We start from the raw sequence: 18588 nt of genomic DNA, 5'->3' as shown, positions 1-18588 counted from the left end.
AAGCTATTGACATTTATCTCATATACGGATAATATGAAGAAGCGTTATTTTGGAAAGCTAAAATATATCTAATCTTGAGTCTTTCCAAGCAGATAATTTTGACCACTTCCTTCAGGGAGTTAAGGCCATACGGACAGCCGGGTCAAATGCCGAGTGGCAACTTGGTTGCCTTATTGATTGAGTTAAAAGCTCAAATTTTATAAGTTGGTTACTTTACAACCAGTGCGTATGCACACAACTTGTGAAACGGTCAATAAGAGTGGAAAAAGGCATTATTTGCTATATAGACTCTGATCAATTGATATATTTTGATTATTAGAAGCTTTCTTCATAATGTCCAATTAACCATTATGGTAGAGGTATCCGTGTGAACTTTTTACGGTATACTTATGCTTTTTAATATGACGACTATATCTAAAGCAAGTGTTGTGCAGCGAATATGCGGTTCACACTTGCTTTTTTTGTTGCGCAAAAAAATATTATTAAGTGAGGGGATATGAAAATGGGTAAAGCACTTATTATCGGGGCAGGCGGCGTGGCATCTGTTGCCGTTCACAAATGTGTTCAAAACAGCGAAGTATTCGAAGAGATTTGTATTGCAAGCCGTACAAAATCAAAATGTGACGAGCTTAAAGCTAAATTAGATGGCACAACCAAAACAAAAATTACCACTGCTCAAGTAGATGCAGACAACGTTGATGAGCTAATCGCGTTAATTAATGAAGTAAAGCCAGATATCGTTATGAACCTGGCATTGCCATACCAAGACTTAACCATCATGGATGCTTGTCTTGCAACGAAAACACACTACATGGACACAGCAAACTATGAGCCTGAAGATACTGCTAAATTTGAATACAAATGGCAATGGGAATACAAAGAGCGCTTTGAAAAAGCCGGTATTACTGCCCTGTTAGGAAGCGGCTTTGACCCAGGCGTGACAGGCGTATTCTCTGCTTATGCATTAAAACATTATTTCGATGAAATTGAATATATCGACATCCTTGACTGTAACGGCGGCGACCATGGCTATCCGTTCGCAACAAACTTTAACCCAGAAATCAACATCCGTGAAGTTTCCGCAAATGGACGTTATTGGGAAAATGGCGAATGGGTTGAAACAGATCCAATGGAAATCAAACGCGTTTACAACTTCAAGGAAGTTGGCGAAAAGGATATGTATCTTCTTTACCACGAAGAGCTTGAATCCCTTGCAAAAAACATGCCAGGACTTAAGCGGATCCGTTTCTTCATGACATTTGGCCAAAGCTACATTATGCACCTAAAAGCTCTTGAGAACGTAGGAATGACTTCTATCGAACCAATCGAATTCGAAGGAAAGCAAATCATTCCGCTTCAATTCTTGAAAGCTGTATTACCTGACCCAGCTTCCCTTGGACCTCGTACAGTCGGTAAAACAAACATTGGCTGTATCTTCAAAGGGAAAAAGGACGGCAAAGATAAAACTTATTACGTATACAATATTTGTGACCATCAAGAATGCTATAAAGAAGTCGGCTCTCAAGCCATCTCTTATACCACTGGTGTTCCTGCGATGATCGGTGCCGCCATGATCTTAACTGGCAAATGGAACAAAGCGGGCGTATACAATATCGAAGAATTCAATCCAGATCCATTCATGGAAGAGTTAAACAAATGGGGACTTCCATGGGTAGAGGATTTCAATCCAGTTCTTGTTGATGAACTGCCAGAAGACGCAAAAAAGCCGGAGCTAGTTCGCTAAAATGCGGTTTGAAGAACTACCAACACCATGTTATGTAGTCGATGAAGAGCTTGTTGAAAAGAATCTTAAAATCCTTAACGGCGTTATGCAGCGTACCGGAGCGAAGATTGTTTTAGCGCAAAAAGCTTTTTCTATGACAACAATGTATCCCCTCATTGGACAATATTTAAGTGGTACTACAGCAAGCGGTTTGTTTGAAGCACGGTTAGGCTACGAAGAAATGGGCAAAGAGAATCACGTCTTTGCCCCTGCATACCGTGAAGATGAAATCGATGAAATCATTTCGATTTGTGATCACATTATCTTTAACTCTTTCTCACAGTTAGAAAAATTTAAGGATAAAGCATTAAAAGCCGGCAGAAAAGTGGGCTTGCGCATCAATCCAGAATGCTCCACTCAAATTGGACATGCGATTTACGATTCATGTTCACCTGGTTCCCGTTTCGGCGTGACTAGAGAACTTTTCCACCCAGAATTGCTTGAAGGTGTGTCCGGACTTCATTTCCACACCCTTTGTCAGCAAAACTCTGACGACCTAGAAACAACTCTTAATGCAGTGGAAGAAAAATTCGGAGAATGGCTTCCACAAATGGAATGGATCAACTTTGGCGGCGGCCACCATATTACAAGAGAAGATTACGATATTCCTAGACTAGAAGCTTGTATTAAGAGAATGCAAGAAAAATACGGCTTGGAAGTATATCTAGAGCCGGGAGAAGCGATTGCACTTAACGCTGGCTATCTGATTACATCTGTCCTTGATTTACACCAAAATAAAATGGATATCGCTATTCTTGATACGTCTGCAACCTGCCATATGCCTGACGTATTAGAAATGCCTTACCGCCCTCCTCTCTTTGGTTCAGGCGAAGCAGGCGAGAAGCCGTATACATATCGTCTTGGCGGGCAAACCTGCCTGACAGGCGATGTGATCGGCGATTATTCTTTTGACCAACCATTAAAGAGCGGCGACCGCTTGGTGTTCGGCGATATGGCCATCTATACCATGGTTAAAAACACTACCTTCAACGGCATGGCACTTCCAGCCATTGCAGTAAAAGGCAAAGACGGCGATTGCAAAATCGTCCGCGAATTCGGCTATCAAGATTTTAAAATGCGACTAGCTTAAAAAATATAGAAAAACCAGACTCGGGAGATGGGTCTGGTTTTTGCTATTTTAACGCCATGGTATATGGTGGATTTTTTGGTCCCACTAAATTGATAAATAGTGTCCTTCATCTTGGCTCCCCTATGCTTTGGACAGCCTCTTCTAAATTTATAGCCTATTGGTTACTAGGAAATGAAAATTCTGTTTTACTTTCAACTTGCTTGGAATCGTTCCATCTTTCGGAGATGGTTTTGGATTTGGTAAAGAAGCGGACGGTGTCTGGGCCAAACATGTGTCCGTCGCCAAACTTGGAGCCCTTCCAGCCTCCGAAGTTATGGTAGCCAACCGGGATTGGAATTGGCACGTTGACTCCAACCATCCCTACCTCAATTTCTTCTGTGAATTTTCTCGCAGCTGCACCATTGTCTGTGAAAATCGTTACGCCGTTTCCGTATTCATGGTCGTTAATCAGCTGAATCGCTTCGTCTAGGCTGTCAACCCGTACGACAATCCGGGCCGGTCCGAATACTTCATCACGGTAAATTTTCATTTCTGGTGTGACACCATCTAAGAGGGTCGGCCCTAAATAAAAGCCCTTATCCGTTTCACTAATCTCTGGGTTACGCCCATCCACACAAAGCTGTGCCCCTTCGCTAAGACTTTCATTGATGGAACGGATGACCGCGTCTTTTGATTCCTGTGTAATGACAGCGCCAAAATCGGCTTCCTCATCGTTGTATGCTCCAACCTTGAGCTGTTCGACGCGGGTTTTTAATTTTTCTACAAACGCTTCAGCTGTCTTTTGGCCAACCGGCATTGCGACAGAAATGGCCATGCAGCGCTGGGAAGCAGAACCATATGCTGCACCAAGGAACGAAGTGACAGCTTGGTCTATATCAGCATCCGGCATGATGACCATATGGTTTTTTCCGCCGCCAAACGCTGCCACTCGTTTATTATGGCGGGTTCCCTCATGATAAACATATTCCGCCACCCGAGTTGAACCGACAAAGGAAATAGCGTATACCTTAGGATGGTGCAGCAGCGCATCGACTGCCTCTTTGTCGCCATTAATAATCGTCCAGATTCCATCCGGCAGGCCTGCTTTTTTCCATAGGTCTGAGATAAACAAAGCTGAGTTAGGAACCCGCTCAGATGGTTTTAAAATAACTGCATTCCCGACAGCCACGGCCATTGAGGTCATAGCAAGCGGCACCATGACCGGGAAATTGAACGGAGAGATAGCCGCTACTACGCCTAACGGTTGTTTAATAGAGTACGAGTTAATCTTTCCGCCGACATTAACGGAATACTCCCCTTTTAGAAGATGCGGCGCATTTAAAGCAAAGTCAACCGATTCAATTCCGCGTAAAATTTCCCCTTTAGCATCAGATACGGTTTTGCCACTTTCTAATCCAATCATGTTCGCTAATTGGTTGATTTCCTGAAGTAATAGATTTCTAAAATTAAAGATTACCTCCGCTCTTTTCGCAACAGAAGTTTTTTTCCACGCTGGAAATGCTTTATTCGCAATCTCCACCGCCTCATTGACTTCTGCTTCCGAAGCTAGTGGACAAAGAGCTGTCACTTCGCCTGTTGACGGATTATAAACCTTTGCAAACCGTTCACTCTGTCCTTCTTTCATTTCACCGCCGATAAAATGTGTTAATGTTTTCGCTGCAGTTTCAATATTTGTTGTCATCATTATTTCCTCCTTACGATTGTGATACAGTCTGTAATGTATTTAGTTCCTTTACCTTTAAATAAACCGAGGACATATCCATAGGCCCATAGCCTTCTTCGGCTGCCTTTGTATAAAAATCAATCAATAGATCACCGATTGGCAGTGAACCGCCGCTTTCGACTGCCATTTGTTTGGCCAGCTTCAAATCTTTCAACAGAAGATTGGTAGAGAATCCACCTTCATAGTTATTTTTCGCAATAAAACTTTTGTAGTTTCGCTCGTAAACTCTGCTTTGGCCGAAACTTACACTAAGAACATCATAGATGGTATCCGGGTTGACTCCAAGTTGCTCGCCAAGTGCGACTCCTTCTGCCACGGCCTGTGTATAAAAACCAATCATTAAATTGTTTAAAAGCTTAATCACTGTCCCTACTCCAGGACCTTCTCCTAAGTGGAAAAGATTCTCCCCAAGGACCTTTAGAACAGGAAGAGATTGCTCATATACCGGCTTTTCTCCGCCTACCATAATGGTAAGCGTGCCGTCAATCGCTCCGGAAACGCTTCCACTTACAGGCGCTCCAAGATAGCTAATTCCTTTTTCCTTGGCTTTTACATATACCTTTTCATTCAGTTGCGGGGAGATTGTACTAAAATCAATGATAGTCAAGGATGAATGGCCATTTTCGATGATGCCAGTTTTACTTAAGTAGACCTGCTCTACTACTTGCGGTGTTGGCAGACTGGTTAAAACATAATCCACCTGTTTCACCAGCAGCTCTGCCGGCACTCCTGTTTGTCCCCCTGCCTGGTGAAATTGCTCTTCAGCATTAGGATTGGTATCCGTTCCATAAACGGTATATCCTGCTTTTACTAGATTGATTGCCATTGGAAGTCCCATATTCCCTAGTCCAATAAAGGCAATTGTTTTCTTTTGCTCCATGAAGATCCCTCCTATTTTTTAATAAAAGATTGTATAAAGTATGACCGCTAATACTAAAGCAATCATCGGTAAAACAACGCTAAGAATAAAGATTGGCTTGTAGGCCTGCTGGTGTGTTTCATTACATACGGCTCTTATGGTTGTAACGACATAGCCGTTATGCGGAAGCGAGTCCAATCCGCCTGATGCAAGCGAGGAAATACGGTGCATCGCTCCAGGGTCCATACCTTGTGCTCCGTAGATCGGTGCCAGAATAGGCAGGGCAATTCCAAGTCCGCCTGACGCTGAACCTGTGACGCCGGCAATGATGGTGACTGCAGCCGCCAAGCCTGCATATGCCATCCCCGGCATACCGACAAGCGAATCAACAATCGCATGAAAGGCCGGAGCCTCTTTCGCTACAGAACCGAAACCGACCACGGCACAAATATTGGCCGTTGCAACAATCGCGTTTTCACTTCCTTTGCCAAAAATAAGGCCGTACTTGCGGGAATACTTATTCATAAATACTAACGCTGTTGCAACCCCTGTGAATAAGGCAAGCAAGGCTGCAGCCGTTGGCGACATAAATTTGGAACTGATATTTAACACCGCAACCACCACGATTAAAGGCAGTATGGCGAGGCAAATATTCGGCAATTCCTTTTTCCCTCCATCAGCTTCAATCGTTGCCGCTGTTTCTGCCATTGCTGAACCTGACGCACCAGCACCCGGCAGCTTAAACACCTCACCATTTTTCACTGCATTGCTGACCATAAACTTTAACCAATAACCTCCTGCCACCATGATAAAGATACCAATTAGGTAGCCGATTAGACCGCCAGCCGTCGGTTGTGTGTGAAAAAACTGCATCGGAATCAGGTTCTGAACCTCCGGTGATCCAGGTGATGTCATCGTAAAGGAAATCGATCCAAACACGATGGCACCCGGGATAAAACGATGGGGCAAGTTTGCCACTTTAAATAAAGAAACTGCAATCGGATAGACGGAAAATCCGACAATCGCAATGCTAACTCCGCCATACGTCATGAGTGCACACGCTGCGACAACGGCAAAGACCGCCCGTTTGGCGCCAACTTTCACCTTTACCCATTCCGCGATGGCATCCGCGGCTTTTGTTTCCTCCATCACCTTTCCAAAAATAGCTCCCAGCAAATAAACGAGAAACCAGGAAGAAAAGTAGCCGACGAATCCACCCATATAACTATCAGTAAGCGCTTTCTCTAAAGACAGCCCACTTGTTAGAGCAAGAATCACCGAGCATACCAACGCAGCGATAATGATATTAACTCCGCGCATCGTTAAAATAACTAATAGAATTAATCCGATAAAAAAGCCAATAAAGCTAATGACCACCTAGGCACCTCCTATTTTGTACTTGTCTTTTTATAATGCAATTATTGTGCCAATCTCCACGTGTTAGAAAATATAGAATTATCAAACAAAAACCGTATAAAAGATTAGACAAAATGCCTAATCTTTTATACGGTTGTCTATTTTCTTATACACTTCATTCTTAAATCCCTTTAATTTGTTATACAAAGTAGCTCTGGATATTCCCAGGCGATTTGCCGCCTTCGTTTTATTTCCGTTTTCTTCTTGAATGATTCTTAGGTATAGCTCTTTTTCGTGGTTTTGTTTTACTTTTTCCAAAGAATTTAGATTGCTAATCTTGTTAGCTGTATCCTGTAAATTCGCTTCTATCTTCTCCTTAGGTAGATTCGAATCCAGAAAATATCGTTTAAAGTCATCATAATAAATGCAGTTCCCATCCACTAGTGTAATTAATCGCTCCAAGGCATTCACCAATTCCCTAATATTGCCCTTCCATTCATAATTCATCATCGCCATGACGGTTTCTTTACTAATATCCTTAATGGGAATATGATGTTTTTGACAAATAGACTTCATATAATGGCCAATTAAAAGTGGAATATCTTCTTTTCTTTCCCTTAACGGCGGAATGTAAATAGGAATAACATTCAAACGATAATATAGATCTTCTCGAAATTTATTTTCTTCCACCATTTCATGAAGCGGCCGATTCGTCGCAGCAATCAAACGAAAATCAACCGATATCGGTTTTGTGGCGCCGACTGGTTCCACTTCCCGTTCTTGCAGGACCCTTAAAATTTTCGCCTGCATCTCTAACGGCATGTCCCCGATTTCATCTAGAAAAATCGTCCCTTTATGTGCTAAAAGAAATTTCCCTGGCTTCCCCTTTTTCCTTGAACCTGTAAAAGCGCCTTCTTCATATCCAAATAACTCGGATTCAAGCAATTGTTCGGGTATGGACGAGCAGTTGACACTAATAAAAGGTCCATCTTTATAACTGCTTATGGAATGGATGGCTTTCGTAAAGATTTCCTTACCCACCCCGCTCTCCCCGGTAATCAAAATGGTGGCTGGAGAAGCGGCAGCGCGGCGTGCCATATTTTTGGAATGGATAATGCTCTTGCTTTCTCCTATAACATCGTTAAAGGTAATGGGTTCTTCCTTTGGCTTCGGCTGCACAATAGATAATGTCTTTAGTCCAGTCTGATTGTGCAATTCCTGAATTTTATCAAAAATATGATATAACTCAGAAACTCCGCGAAATACCAAAATCCCTATTCCACCGATGATTTTATTATTTTTCCATATTGGAATTCGGTGGGCCACCACTTCCTGCCCTTTTAAAAATTGAACTTGGTTGTGTTCAGGAATTCCGGTTTGCAGAACAATATGCAGACGGGTCGCATCAATGACATTGATAATATGCTGACCAATCGCCCAGTCTCTCTCGACACCCAGATAGCTGGAGTAGGCCTTGTTAATCATCTTTACATATCCATGTTCATCCACAACCACAATACCTTCGTAAATATTATCAAAGCTGACATGGAACCATTCGGCAGTATTTTCGAGGAGCTGCAGCTTTTGATAGATTTGGGAGAATCCATCTTGAATGTTGTTTTTCGTTAACATCCCTATTAGTACATTGTCGCGGTCGACGACGGGTACGCTAGTCTTACTCATTAGTGAAATGTCAGAAAGAATTTCATTATAAGCAAGAGGTTTGACGCTGCTGTCATAATATTGTTCGATTGTTTCCTCCAGTGATACACCTTGGACAGCAGCCTTCATCACCATTGCTACCGATAACTCCCCTAAATAACGCTGATGCTGATCGACAATAGCTACTTCATTTTGTTTCGCTGATAGAAAAAACTCCGCCGCCTCTTTCAACGTGGCAGTATAGGGCAAAGCATGGAAATCTGTCGTCACCCACCGGCCAGCCTCAAGCAGCTCGTGATGAAAAAGGTCATCCTGTTCAACTAAATGATCTCTCACTGATTCCACTCCCCATATTCGTATATGACTAATTTCGACACAGGTTGGCAATATTCCTATATTGGAAACTCAAAAGATTCCTATTTCCCCCTCCCCCATAATTTAATAAATTTTTAATACCTACTTAATAGCCCGTTTAGCCTAATTGGCTATGATTATCTTGTCGGCCGTTTCATTGCGAAGCGGCTGCTGATATATGATAATAACAGTATCAACGCTGGATGTTAATAAGATTTTTATAAGCAAAAGAATTCCAAAAGAAAGCAGTGGAAATCGATGTCCATTAAATTAAGGCTTGTATTATCCAATCTCGCCATGATTCTTGTGCCGATTATCTTTGTTTGCTTATCCGCCGTATTAGTCGCGTTACTGTTTAAAACGGATGTTAAAGAATTGCGGGCGATCTACCTCCCTCCGGAGCATTACAAGAAAATATCAGATAAAAATCAGTTTTTTATTGATTTGCACAAGGAAACCTTGAAAAATCCGGGGCTGTTCATGGATCCAGCTTATCTCGAAAATCTTGACAGCCAATTAAATCAAAAGGCCGATACCTCTTTAATTGTAAGAAAAAGCAAGCACATCATATATTTACCCGAAAAATTAAAAGACTTGGACAAGAGTGAACTACCGCCATTTGGCCTCTTCCGGGAAATCGAACCGGTTGAGCAGGTAAATCACCAATTCGTTTCGATAAAAAAGCTGGATTTCTATTATCCTGATGGTTCCGAGGGCTCCTTGTTTTTTGTCAAGGACGCAAGCGGCGTGACCAAATTCGTGCGTACCTTCTTCCCGATTTTATTTACCTTATTAATTCTGGTTTTAATCGGCACGAATGGACTGCTGACCTATTATGTCTCCAAAAGCATTGTTCGCCCAATCCGCGGACTGCAAAAGGCTGCCCAGCGCATGAAGGAAGGCGACCTCAGCATCCCGATTCCTGTTTACTCCAAGGATGAAATCGGCCAGCTTGCCTTGGGCGTCGAGGAAATGCGGGTCAGATTAAAGGAATCGATTGAAACACAGCTTGCCTATGAGGAAAACCGCAAAGAGCTGATTGCCAACATTTCTCATGATTTAAGAACACCGATCACGACCATCAAAGGGTACATGGAAGGAATCCGCGACGGAGTTGCCAACAGCCCGGAAAAAATGGACCGTTACATGCAGACGATTCTTTCGAAAGCAAACGAGCTCGACCGGATGATTGAAGAACTCTTTTTGTACTCTAAACTGGATTTGCAGCGTCTTCCTTTTCATTTTGAAAAAATTCACTTCGACCACTATTTGGAGGATTTTGTTGAAGAGCTTAGTTTTGATGTGGAAGGAAAACGGGTTGATATTAACTTAAACATCGAAAAATCTGGGGATTATCAAGTGATTGGAGACCGTGAGAATTTGAAAAGGGTCATCACCAATATTGTCGATAATTCCTTGAAATACATTGATAAACTGGACAAAGTGTTGTCCTTTCATTTATCTACAAACGATTCCTATGTTCTTTTTAAAATGACAGATAATGGCCCTGGAATCGCAAAGGAGAGTTTATCCTTAATATTTGACCGTTTTTATCGTGCCGATTCGGCGCGGGGAACGGACAAAGGCGGAAGTGGCCTGGGCCTATCGATTGCGAAACGAATTATTGAAGAGCACCAGGGGTCCATCTGGGCGGAAAGCCAAGAAGAACATGGAACGACGATACTTTTCACGTTGAAAAAGGCGGGTGTTGAGTAGTGAAACGCATCTTAATTATTGAAGATGATAAAAGTATTGCCGAGCTTGAACGGGATTATTTAGAAATAGAGGGTTTCTCGGTTGAAATTGCTTTCACTGGAGATGCCGGACTAAAAAAAGCACTGGCGGAGGATTTTGACCTCGTGCTGCTCGACCTGATGCTACCGGGAGTAGACGGGTTCCAAATTTGCAAGACAATCCGAACCGAGAAAGACATCCCCATCCTGATGGTTTCGGCGAAAAAGGAAGATATCGATAAGATTCGTGGTTTGGGGCTTGGAGCAGACGATTATATCGTCAAGCCGTTTAGTCCGAGCGAGCTAGTGGCACGAGTAAAGGCGCATCTGTCCCGTTACCAGCGACTAATCGGCAAGGTGCCACAGAATGACAGCATCCTAATCCGCGGCCTTCGGATCGACCAAACGTCAAGAAAGGTATATATAAACGACGAAGAGATTATTTTTACCACCAAGGAATTCGATGTATTAACCTTTCTGGCCCTAAATCCAAACCGTGTCTTCAGCAAGGAGCAATTATTTGAACGGGTATGGGGGCTCGATTCCATGGGCGACATTTCCACCGTCACTGTCCATATCCGAAGGATTCGCGAAAAGATTGAAACCGACCCATCCAACCCCCAATATATCGAGACGGTTTGGGGTGCAGGGTATCGGTTTAAAGGGTAATCTAAAGATACATCATTAGGAGGGTCATCATGCTATCCAACCTAGATTACACCATGTTTCAATGGATTAATCATCTAGCGGTCAGCGAACGGGTGATTAACCCATTAATGGTGTTGTTAGCAGAAAAAGCAGAGTATTTGTTTATGGCAGGAATACTTTTCTATTGGTTTTTTCAAAAAGCAAAGAATCGTAGAATGGTGGTCGAAGCTTGTTTTTCCGCCTGCCTTGCTTTAGGAATCAACGTCTTGATCGGCATGTTTTTTTATCGAGACCGCCCGTTTGTCTCGCATCATGTTCATTGGCTGATTCATCATGCAAGAAATGCCTCATTCCCGAGCGATCACGCGACGGCAGCCTTCGTCATCGCCGCTTCGATCTGGATTTGGCGGAAGCGTGACGGCTGGATTTGGCTGCTGCTTGCTGCCGGCATCTCCTTGTCACGCGTCTGGACCGGCGTCCATTACCCGCTGGATGTCATTGGCGGAATGGTGATTGGTGTGGGCTCAGCCTTCTTAGTTCATTTTCTATTTGCAAGGTTTACTATCTTTCATAAGCTAGGTGAGTTTGTCATCGGGCTATATGACCGCGCGGAAAACATCGTTTTAAGAAGATCCTAAATAGTATAAATGGCGAACAGTCTCCCATACTGTTCGCCATTTTTTACTTTCGCTCAATCCTTTACTCTCTTAATATTGGAAAAAATAGAATCAACCCCAGGTGAAAAATGAAGAAACGGTGCCATCTTTGGAAGGTCAAACTTAAAAGGAGCAACCAAGGTATTTTGGTAGATATCCGCTTCTGCACGGTGCAATGGCCAGGGGGGATGGTCAATCTCGCCGCAATAAATGTTCCCTTTTACATCAACACTGTATAAACAATATCGTTCCGTTAGCCAGTGATCAAGGGTTCCGCTTTCTGCAAAATAAACATCTGAAGCAGAGCTAAACTTCCCGTCGAACCCCACAGAAGAAGGGCTTTTCCGATCTTTTCTAACACTATTATAAGAAAACTCCACTCGGTTTTCCCAAGCATGAATCTCAGAATAAAAATACGGCAGCCGGTACCACTTCCGTGCAATGGTATAGGTTGCCCAATGCGGTGCATCAAGTGATAAAAAATAGACGCCGGGCTTTCCTTTATATTTCACATAGGTACGGACATTGATTTCCGGGAACTTTGCAAATAACGGCAGTCTCGGCAACCCGCGCAGAAAAATCCCATCCATCACAAACACAACAATGCCAATCCAGGCATATCTCTCAAACGTATCGATTTGTAACGCTTTAGGAACAAACGGCCGAATCACATCCACAGGAACGGGCCAATGGGCAAATAATAAATTCCGCCATGATTGCTTCATAATCCAATTTTTCGATAAATCCTGAAAGGAATGAAGGAGATCCATACGAACTCACCCCTGCTTTTTATAGGCTAAAGGCACTTTAGATACATCACTTGTCGCCTGATCAAGCACGACAAGATCGTCGGAAGCAGCCAATTTATTACCATTTTTTTCGTTCCTTTATATTTAACTTTTTTTCTGATTCGGAATATTGGTTCGTGATGAACCAATATAATTTCGAACCCATATCACAATAAGGACAATGACAGGAATCACGACCAGAAGCGGTAAACCAATTACATACCACATTTTAAAATAAAAAAAATCTTGATAGAGAACTTTATTTTTCGCCCCTAAGACAGAGGTAATAAAAATGAGGGCAACGACCGGTAAAATTAATGGCTGATACCTTTTAAACTTAAAAATATCGGCTAACCCAATCACCACGACATAAACATATAGGAATATTTTTGCGAAAAATCCAACGGCAAATGTCCCAACCACAATCGAGTCCATTCTCTGGATAATATCGCCAACATTAATTTTTTCAACGGCAAGAAGCAGCGGAATTTCAACGTCCTGTGCGTTTACTCCAATTACACTAATAATTAATAGAAAGGTCCAGGAAAGGCCTAAACCGCTTAACAAGATGGACAACAAACCCGTTCTGTTTACCAATTTGGGCTGATTTAAGTAAGGGAAAATCATAAGGAAAAGAAAGACTTCCCCATACGGGAAAAAGACCGTTAAGGGTACAGCCTGTTTAAGTACCGGCAGCCAGCCGAATTCTAAAACCGGCTGTACATTTTTAATTTTTATAATCCCGGAAGCAATAACCGTTATATTTCCAATAACGCCAAAGGCAACCATTGCGCCAATTAAGATCTCCGCCGACCTTCCCAATACTTCAATCCCTAAGTAACAGCCATAAGAAACCAATAAGAGACTGATGAAAATAATAACAGGGACCGGTGTTTCAGATAGAATATAGGTCCCCATTGTATCCCCTAAATGCCGGACGTTATATGCACCGGCAAAGAAAAAATAACAAATATACACGAAGCCAAGAGGCAGCCCGATATATTTACTAAATACCTGAACTAAAACCCCAGTAAAAGGAAGGGTTGGATAACGCTTGAATATTTGAAAGTATACAAAGAAAAATAGAATGAGTGCTCCAGCCATGCCAAGTGCGATTGATATCCAAGCATCTTGTTTTGCATGCTTTCCTATGCTCGTCACAATGCCGGTTCCTAATTGAAATAGAAACATGAGAGAAAACAGCTGCCTTGCATCAATCTTCGCCTTTTCCATTAGGTTAATGTCCTTCCCTAACAACCAAAATGAATATTCATTATTGTGAGCTTTCAGCTGGTAAATTAAACCTCCACATAATTGTTTTATAATGACCCTCGTTAAATAGAATATGCCTAATGTAAGAGGAAATAATAACCTTAAATATAATAGGAATATGAGGGAAATGACCTTGAATTTTTTTAAAAATAAAAATAAAAAATCCATTAAAGACAAATGGAAAGAGATGCAAAAGGAAACAGCGAAACAGCCCGCACCACAAAGCCAAGCGAAACAAAAAAGTGAACCGATAGACCTTGTATTAACGGATAACATCCAAAAGATAAAAGAATTATTAGGTAACAGCGACGATATTATAATGAGGGAGATCAGAATTGGCAAGGATGGCGGGATTAAGGCTTGTGTCGTTTTTACAGACGGCTTGATTGATAGTCAATCAGCGCAAAACTTCATAATGGAATCGTTAATGAATGATTTACGAAAGACAGATATCAAGGATGAAACCCTTAATGGTTTATACCTTTTGCCCTTTTTAAAAGAAAGGATATTAACAGTCGGAGACATTCAGGATCTAGATGATTTTACGAATCTCCTGGATTCTCTTTTATCCGGTAAAGTGATTCTATTATTTGATGGATATTCGAAGGGCTTCTCTGTTGACATGAAAGGCTGGCAGCAACGGTCAGTGGAGGAGCCTACGACTGAGACGACAATCAGAGGACCTCGTGAAGGATTTACAGAAAATATCCGGGTTAACACGGCCCTAATCAGGAGAAAAATCAAAGATCACAACCTATGGATTGAATCAAGGAAAATTGGAAAAGTATCAAAAACAATCGTCTCCATTATGTATATAAAGGGGCTTGCCAATGACAAGGTTATCGAGGAAGTCCGCACGCGGCTCAATAGGATTAAGATTGACAGTATTTTAGAAACAGGCTATGTTGAGGAATTAATTCAGGATGGAGTAAGGACACCTTTTCCCACTATATATCATTCGGAACGGCCAGATGCCATCGCCGCCGACCTGTTAGAGGGACGTGTTGCCATTCTAGTTGATGGCACACCATTTGTCATGACAGTGCCTATCATCTTCGCACAGTTTTTACAGTCACCGGAAGATTATTATAACCGGGCAGATATTACCACCCTTCTTCGTTTCTTGCGTTATATGGGTTTTTTTATTGCATTGTTAGCACCATCCTTATATATTGCTATTACCACCTTTCATCAGGAAATGCTGCCAACGCAATTACTGATTACCCTTGCCGCCCAGCGGGAGGGTGTACCTTTCCCAGCCTTTATCGAAGCACTTGCGATGGAGGTTAGTTTTGAAATATTACGTGAAGCAGGTTTAAGAATGCCAAAAGCGATTGGCCAGGCGGTATCCATTGTTGGAACACTTGTCATTGGCTCGGCAGCTGTTGAAGCCGGATTTGTGTCAGCTGCCATGGTGATTGTAGTCGCTATTACAGCTATAGCAAGCTTTATTGTCAGTAATTATGAATTGGCCATTGCCATCAGGATGTTACGATTCCCCTTCATGGCAATCGCGGCCTCATTTGGTTTATTTGGAATCATTGTAGGATTGATTGCAATGGTTCTTCATATGTGCAGCCTGCGTTCATTTGGCGTGCCTTATATGGCCCCCTTCGGCCCCTTTATCAAAGAGGACCAAAAGGATACCATTTTTCGATTTCCAAGATGGGCTATGTCTACACGGCCACGTTTATTCAGTCAAAACAATATCGTTCGCGAAGACACTCCTGCTCCAAAACCACCCCAAAAAGAATGAAAGCTGCCTTTACTCCAAAGGCAGCTTTCTCTTTTTTGCTAATAAGCATAAATTCAACTACGCCTCTGTCTTCGTCCTAACGGACTCGCCAATCGACGAGTTTTCATTTATCATTCCTTATACATTTCCTTAATCCATGAATCAATAATAATAATAAAGGGAGAGCAAGTCCGTATATAAAAGAGTAAACAGGCCAAATTTCATAGTCGAATTTTGCTGAATGAGTAACATTAGGATGCGAAATAAAGGAAATCATCACCATAATCATCCCTAAAGGAAATGTAAAAGGTTTATAATCTCTTATGTTTAAGGTTTGTACAAAACTGATGAGCGCTGCGTAAAAATAAATGGCCATCTTAAAAAATATCGTTACAAACCACATAATTGCCAATATGGCTTCTATCCGCTGCAAAAAACCCCCTATCTTTATCATCCTTGCTAAATTATAACTAGGATACATCTGTCTTGCACTGGAATCAGGACCTAAAACTAAAATAGTCAATGTAATCAGGATGATTAAACAAACCCCCGCTATACCGATTGCAATAAAAAAAGGTTTTTCAGCTGCTTTTGGCTGCTTCACAGAAATAGGAAAAATCATCAATAACACAATTAACGGAAAAGAGAACACACTTAGAAAAATGATGACAGCACGAATCATTGGCTTTATTCCTGAGTTCAACATAGGTTGGATGTTTTGTAATTTCCATAAATCAGGGGTTAATAATACTGATACTGTTAGTAATACGAATAAAAAAATAAAAATAGGAAAAAACAGTTCTGCAGTGCGAGCCAGTGTTTCAAGACCAAGGCGTATTCCCATTATTAAGGTGAACGCGAATACAATATGGATTATTTCAATTGGTGTATCATGTAAGATTTGCGTGGTCAAGAAATTTCCCACATAATACAGTAATTCTGACGCAGAAATATAAGAGATAAAAGCAAAGCTAAGAGAAATGATTTTACCCAACCATTTTCCGAGGAGTGTTTCAATGATTTCAACCAGAGTTTTCGCCGGAAACATTCTCCCAAAAACGATGTATAAAGCCACCACCAAAAAAGTAAGGGCTGTACCAATTATAGCCGTTATCCAAGCATCCTGTTTTACCTCATTAGCAAGACTTCCTGGTATCACTAAGATGGTCGTACCCACAGAAAATAAAATAACTAAAATTGTAAATTGCCGTCCGCTTATTTTGAGATTTTCCATTCACTTTCACCGAACCTATTTCAGCAATCCGTATATAAAATCACTAAATGGCTGTAAAACAATTCTAACCCCATTAAGAGGGTTCGGAACGCTCAAATTCAAGCTTTCTGCTATGCCTAATCCAACTGCCATAGCCATTAAGACGGAAAATACCCATAGCTCCTTCGTTAACTTTTTTTTTCGCATCTTAGGAATTTCAAAAGCAATGATCATAATGGCTGCCACTATTGTTACTGCAACACCAAGCATTTGAAGGACTTCCTCTCATTGATTATTATCCTGTGTATTCTCTTCGTTTTTTCGTATTTATACTCACTCGCCATCCATTCTTTACTTATTGAATACATAATAAACAGTGGGAATCGCATTAGTTGATTTTTGTCGAATATTATCTTTTAAAAATAAACATCTTTCCATTTGTCCGCTTAAAAAACCAAATTTTGGGGAGCATATAACTAGCTTAGAGGCTTAAAGGAGTAATGGCATGAACCGAAAATTCCTTTTACTTGTTTCCATCTGCTCCCTTATCCTTCTCACTTCCTGTTGGAACCGACGAGAATTAAATCAGCTTGGGATCGTAATTGGAATGGGGATTGATAAAGCAGATGGTAAATTCCTAGTGACGACACAAGTCGTAAATCCTAGTGAAATTGCTGCATCTATGGGCAGCGGCGGCAATTCTCCTGTAGTTGTTTATGAAGAAAAAGGGGATACAATATTCGAGGCAATCAGAAGAATGACAACCGAATCACCACGAAAACTTTATTTTTCCCATCTTCGCCTGCTCGTGTATGGAGAAGAATTTGCGAAAAAAGGGATTGGTAAATCATTAGACCTTTTGACAAGGGATCCGGAAATACGGACTGATTTTTATATTACAATCGCTAAAAACAGCAAGGCAGGCGATGTTTTAAAAGTCTTAACGGCGATAGAAAAAATTCCCGTCCAGCAATTATATGAATCGCTTTTATCCTCGGAAAAACAGTGGGCACCAACCCTCCCCATTACATTGGATCAGTTGAATTCAGAATTAATAGAGGAAGGGAAGGATGTCAAATTAACCGGGCTTATGATAAAAGGTCCGCTGCAAGCGGGCGAAAGTCTGGGGAAATATCAGCAATCTAAAGCAGAGACCTACTTAAAATATGATGAGGTTGGCGTGTTTAAAAAGGATCAATTAATAGGATGGCTTAACACTGACGAAAGCAAAGGCCTCAATTATGCTTTAGGGAATGTAAAAAGTACGATTATAACTATACCCTGTCCTGAAAAAGGGCTCGCCGGGATTAAGCTGATTCATACAAAAACAGAGTTAAAAACAAAGGTTTCAGGCAGTAAGCCAACAGGAAACATTAAAATTACTGCAGAGGGAAAACTGGCAGATGTATACTGTAAGACACTCGATTTAAGTAAACCGGAAACCATTAGCCAGTTAGAACGAAAAGCAGAGAAAAACATAAAAGATAACATTCATAAGGCTCTACATGCTTCGCAAACGCAATATAAACTCGATCCATTTGGTTTCGGTGAAGCAGCGCGCCGTGATAACCCGGAATATTGGCATTCGGTCAAAAAGGATTGGCAGCAGATTTTTGGGAAAATGCCGGTAAACGTAGAAGTTACTGTAAAAATACATGATGTAGGAATGATTAAGACCTCTCCTTTAAATTTCATGAAGGACTAATCACTTTGGAG

15 protein-coding genes are annotated in these 18588 nt (G+C 41.6%); 7 read left to right on the top strand and 8 right to left on the bottom strand.

Translation table 11 applies throughout. The features are described 5' to 3' along the window. Positions 1-502: 502 nt before the first annotated feature. Complete coding sequence (locus ACFPA1_RS28160) at positions 503-1744, top strand: saccharopine dehydrogenase family protein (RefSeq protein WP_213147595.1); 1242 nt, start codon at positions 503-505, stop codon at positions 1742-1744. Between the two features lies 1 nt (position 1745). Next, positions 1746-2873, top strand: a complete 1128-nt coding sequence (gene nspC / locus ACFPA1_RS28155; RefSeq protein WP_378588236.1) for a carboxynorspermidine decarboxylase — start codon at positions 1746-1748, stop codon at positions 2871-2873. Between the two features lie 154 nt (positions 2874-3027). Here nspC and ACFPA1_RS28150 read toward each other — a convergent pair whose 3' ends face one another. The 4 genes from ACFPA1_RS28150 to ACFPA1_RS28135 form a co-directional block, all read right to left on the bottom strand. After that, a complete protein-coding gene (locus ACFPA1_RS28150) occupies positions 3028-4554 on the bottom strand; it encodes a CoA-acylating methylmalonate-semialdehyde dehydrogenase (RefSeq protein ID WP_213147811.1) in 1527 nt (508 codons plus the stop codon). Positions 4555-4567: 13 nt separating this feature from the next. Further along, on the bottom strand, positions 4568-5476 hold the full coding sequence (locus tag ACFPA1_RS28145; protein ID WP_213147597.1) for an NAD(P)-dependent oxidoreductase: 909 nt from the start codon (positions 5474-5476) through the stop codon (positions 4568-4570). A gap of 18 nt (positions 5477-5494) precedes the next feature. Then, a complete protein-coding gene (locus ACFPA1_RS28140) occupies positions 5495-6832 on the bottom strand; it encodes a GntP family permease (RefSeq protein ID WP_213147598.1) in 1338 nt (445 codons plus the stop codon). A 117-nt stretch (positions 6833-6949) separates the two neighbouring features. Further along, positions 6950-8809 (bottom strand): sigma 54-interacting transcriptional regulator, encoded by a 1860-nt coding sequence (locus tag ACFPA1_RS28135; RefSeq protein ID WP_241113816.1) that lies wholly within the window; start codon positions 8807-8809, stop codon positions 6950-6952. A gap of 276 nt (positions 8810-9085) precedes the next feature. Between ACFPA1_RS28135 and ACFPA1_RS28130 the strand changes: the two genes are divergently transcribed. From ACFPA1_RS28130 to ACFPA1_RS28120, 3 genes are read left to right on the top strand one after another with little or no spacing between them, the layout of a single operon-like run. Further along, positions 9086-10543 (top strand): sensor histidine kinase, encoded by a 1458-nt coding sequence (locus ACFPA1_RS28130; RefSeq protein WP_378588232.1) that lies wholly within the window; start codon positions 9086-9088, stop codon positions 10541-10543. After that, positions 10543-11229 (top strand): response regulator transcription factor, encoded by a 687-nt coding sequence (locus ACFPA1_RS28125; RefSeq protein WP_213147600.1) that lies wholly within the window; start codon positions 10543-10545, stop codon positions 11227-11229. The genes ACFPA1_RS28130 and ACFPA1_RS28125 overlap by 1 nt, the downstream gene beginning before the upstream one ends. A 29-nt stretch (positions 11230-11258) precedes the next feature. Then, positions 11259-11846, top strand: a complete 588-nt coding sequence (locus tag ACFPA1_RS28120) for an undecaprenyl-diphosphatase (RefSeq protein WP_213147601.1) — start codon at positions 11259-11261, stop codon at positions 11844-11846. A gap of 53 nt (positions 11847-11899) precedes the next feature. On the opposite strand, the gene ACFPA1_RS28115 is transcribed toward ACFPA1_RS28120, so the two are convergent. After that, the gene (locus ACFPA1_RS28115; RefSeq protein WP_213147602.1) at positions 11900-12634 is read right to left on the bottom strand and encodes a YqjF family protein; all 735 of its coding nucleotides are present in this window, start codon (positions 12632-12634) and stop codon (positions 11900-11902) included. A gap of 123 nt (positions 12635-12757) precedes the next feature. Beyond that, positions 12758-13885 (bottom strand): GerAB/ArcD/ProY family transporter, encoded by a 1128-nt coding sequence (locus ACFPA1_RS28110; RefSeq protein ID WP_378588227.1) that lies wholly within the window; start codon positions 13883-13885, stop codon positions 12758-12760. Between the two features lie 226 nt (positions 13886-14111). On the opposite strand from ACFPA1_RS28110, the gene ACFPA1_RS28105 reads away from it, so the two are divergent. Further along, positions 14112-15680 (top strand): spore germination protein, encoded by a 1569-nt coding sequence (locus ACFPA1_RS28105; RefSeq protein WP_378588455.1) that lies wholly within the window; start codon positions 14112-14114, stop codon positions 15678-15680. Positions 15681-15783: 103 nt separating this feature from the next. On the opposite strand, the gene ACFPA1_RS28100 is transcribed toward ACFPA1_RS28105, so the two are convergent. Next, entirely contained in the window at positions 15784-16893 is a 1110-nt protein-coding gene (locus ACFPA1_RS28100; protein ID WP_378588225.1) for a GerAB/ArcD/ProY family transporter, read from the bottom strand. 15 nt (positions 16894-16908) lie between these two features. Beyond that, complete coding sequence (locus tag ACFPA1_RS28095; protein ID WP_213147605.1) at positions 16909-17142, bottom strand: hypothetical protein; 234 nt, start codon at positions 17140-17142, stop codon at positions 16909-16911. A gap of 235 nt (positions 17143-17377) precedes the next feature. On the opposite strand from ACFPA1_RS28095, the gene ACFPA1_RS28090 reads away from it, so the two are divergent. Next, the gene (locus ACFPA1_RS28090) at positions 17378-18577 is read left to right on the top strand and encodes a Ger(x)C family spore germination protein (RefSeq protein ID WP_378588223.1); all 1200 of its coding nucleotides are present in this window, start codon (positions 17378-17380) and stop codon (positions 18575-18577) included. Positions 18578-18588 lie beyond the last annotated feature (11 nt).

Origin of the sequence: Neobacillus sp. GCM10023253 (genome assembly GCF_042653105.1) — a bacterium.
In the GTDB taxonomy this organism is placed as follows: Bacteria; Bacillota; Bacilli; order Bacillales; family Cytobacillaceae; genus Neobacillus; species Neobacillus citreus.
This window is presented reverse-complemented; position numbering and strand designations above follow the sequence as displayed.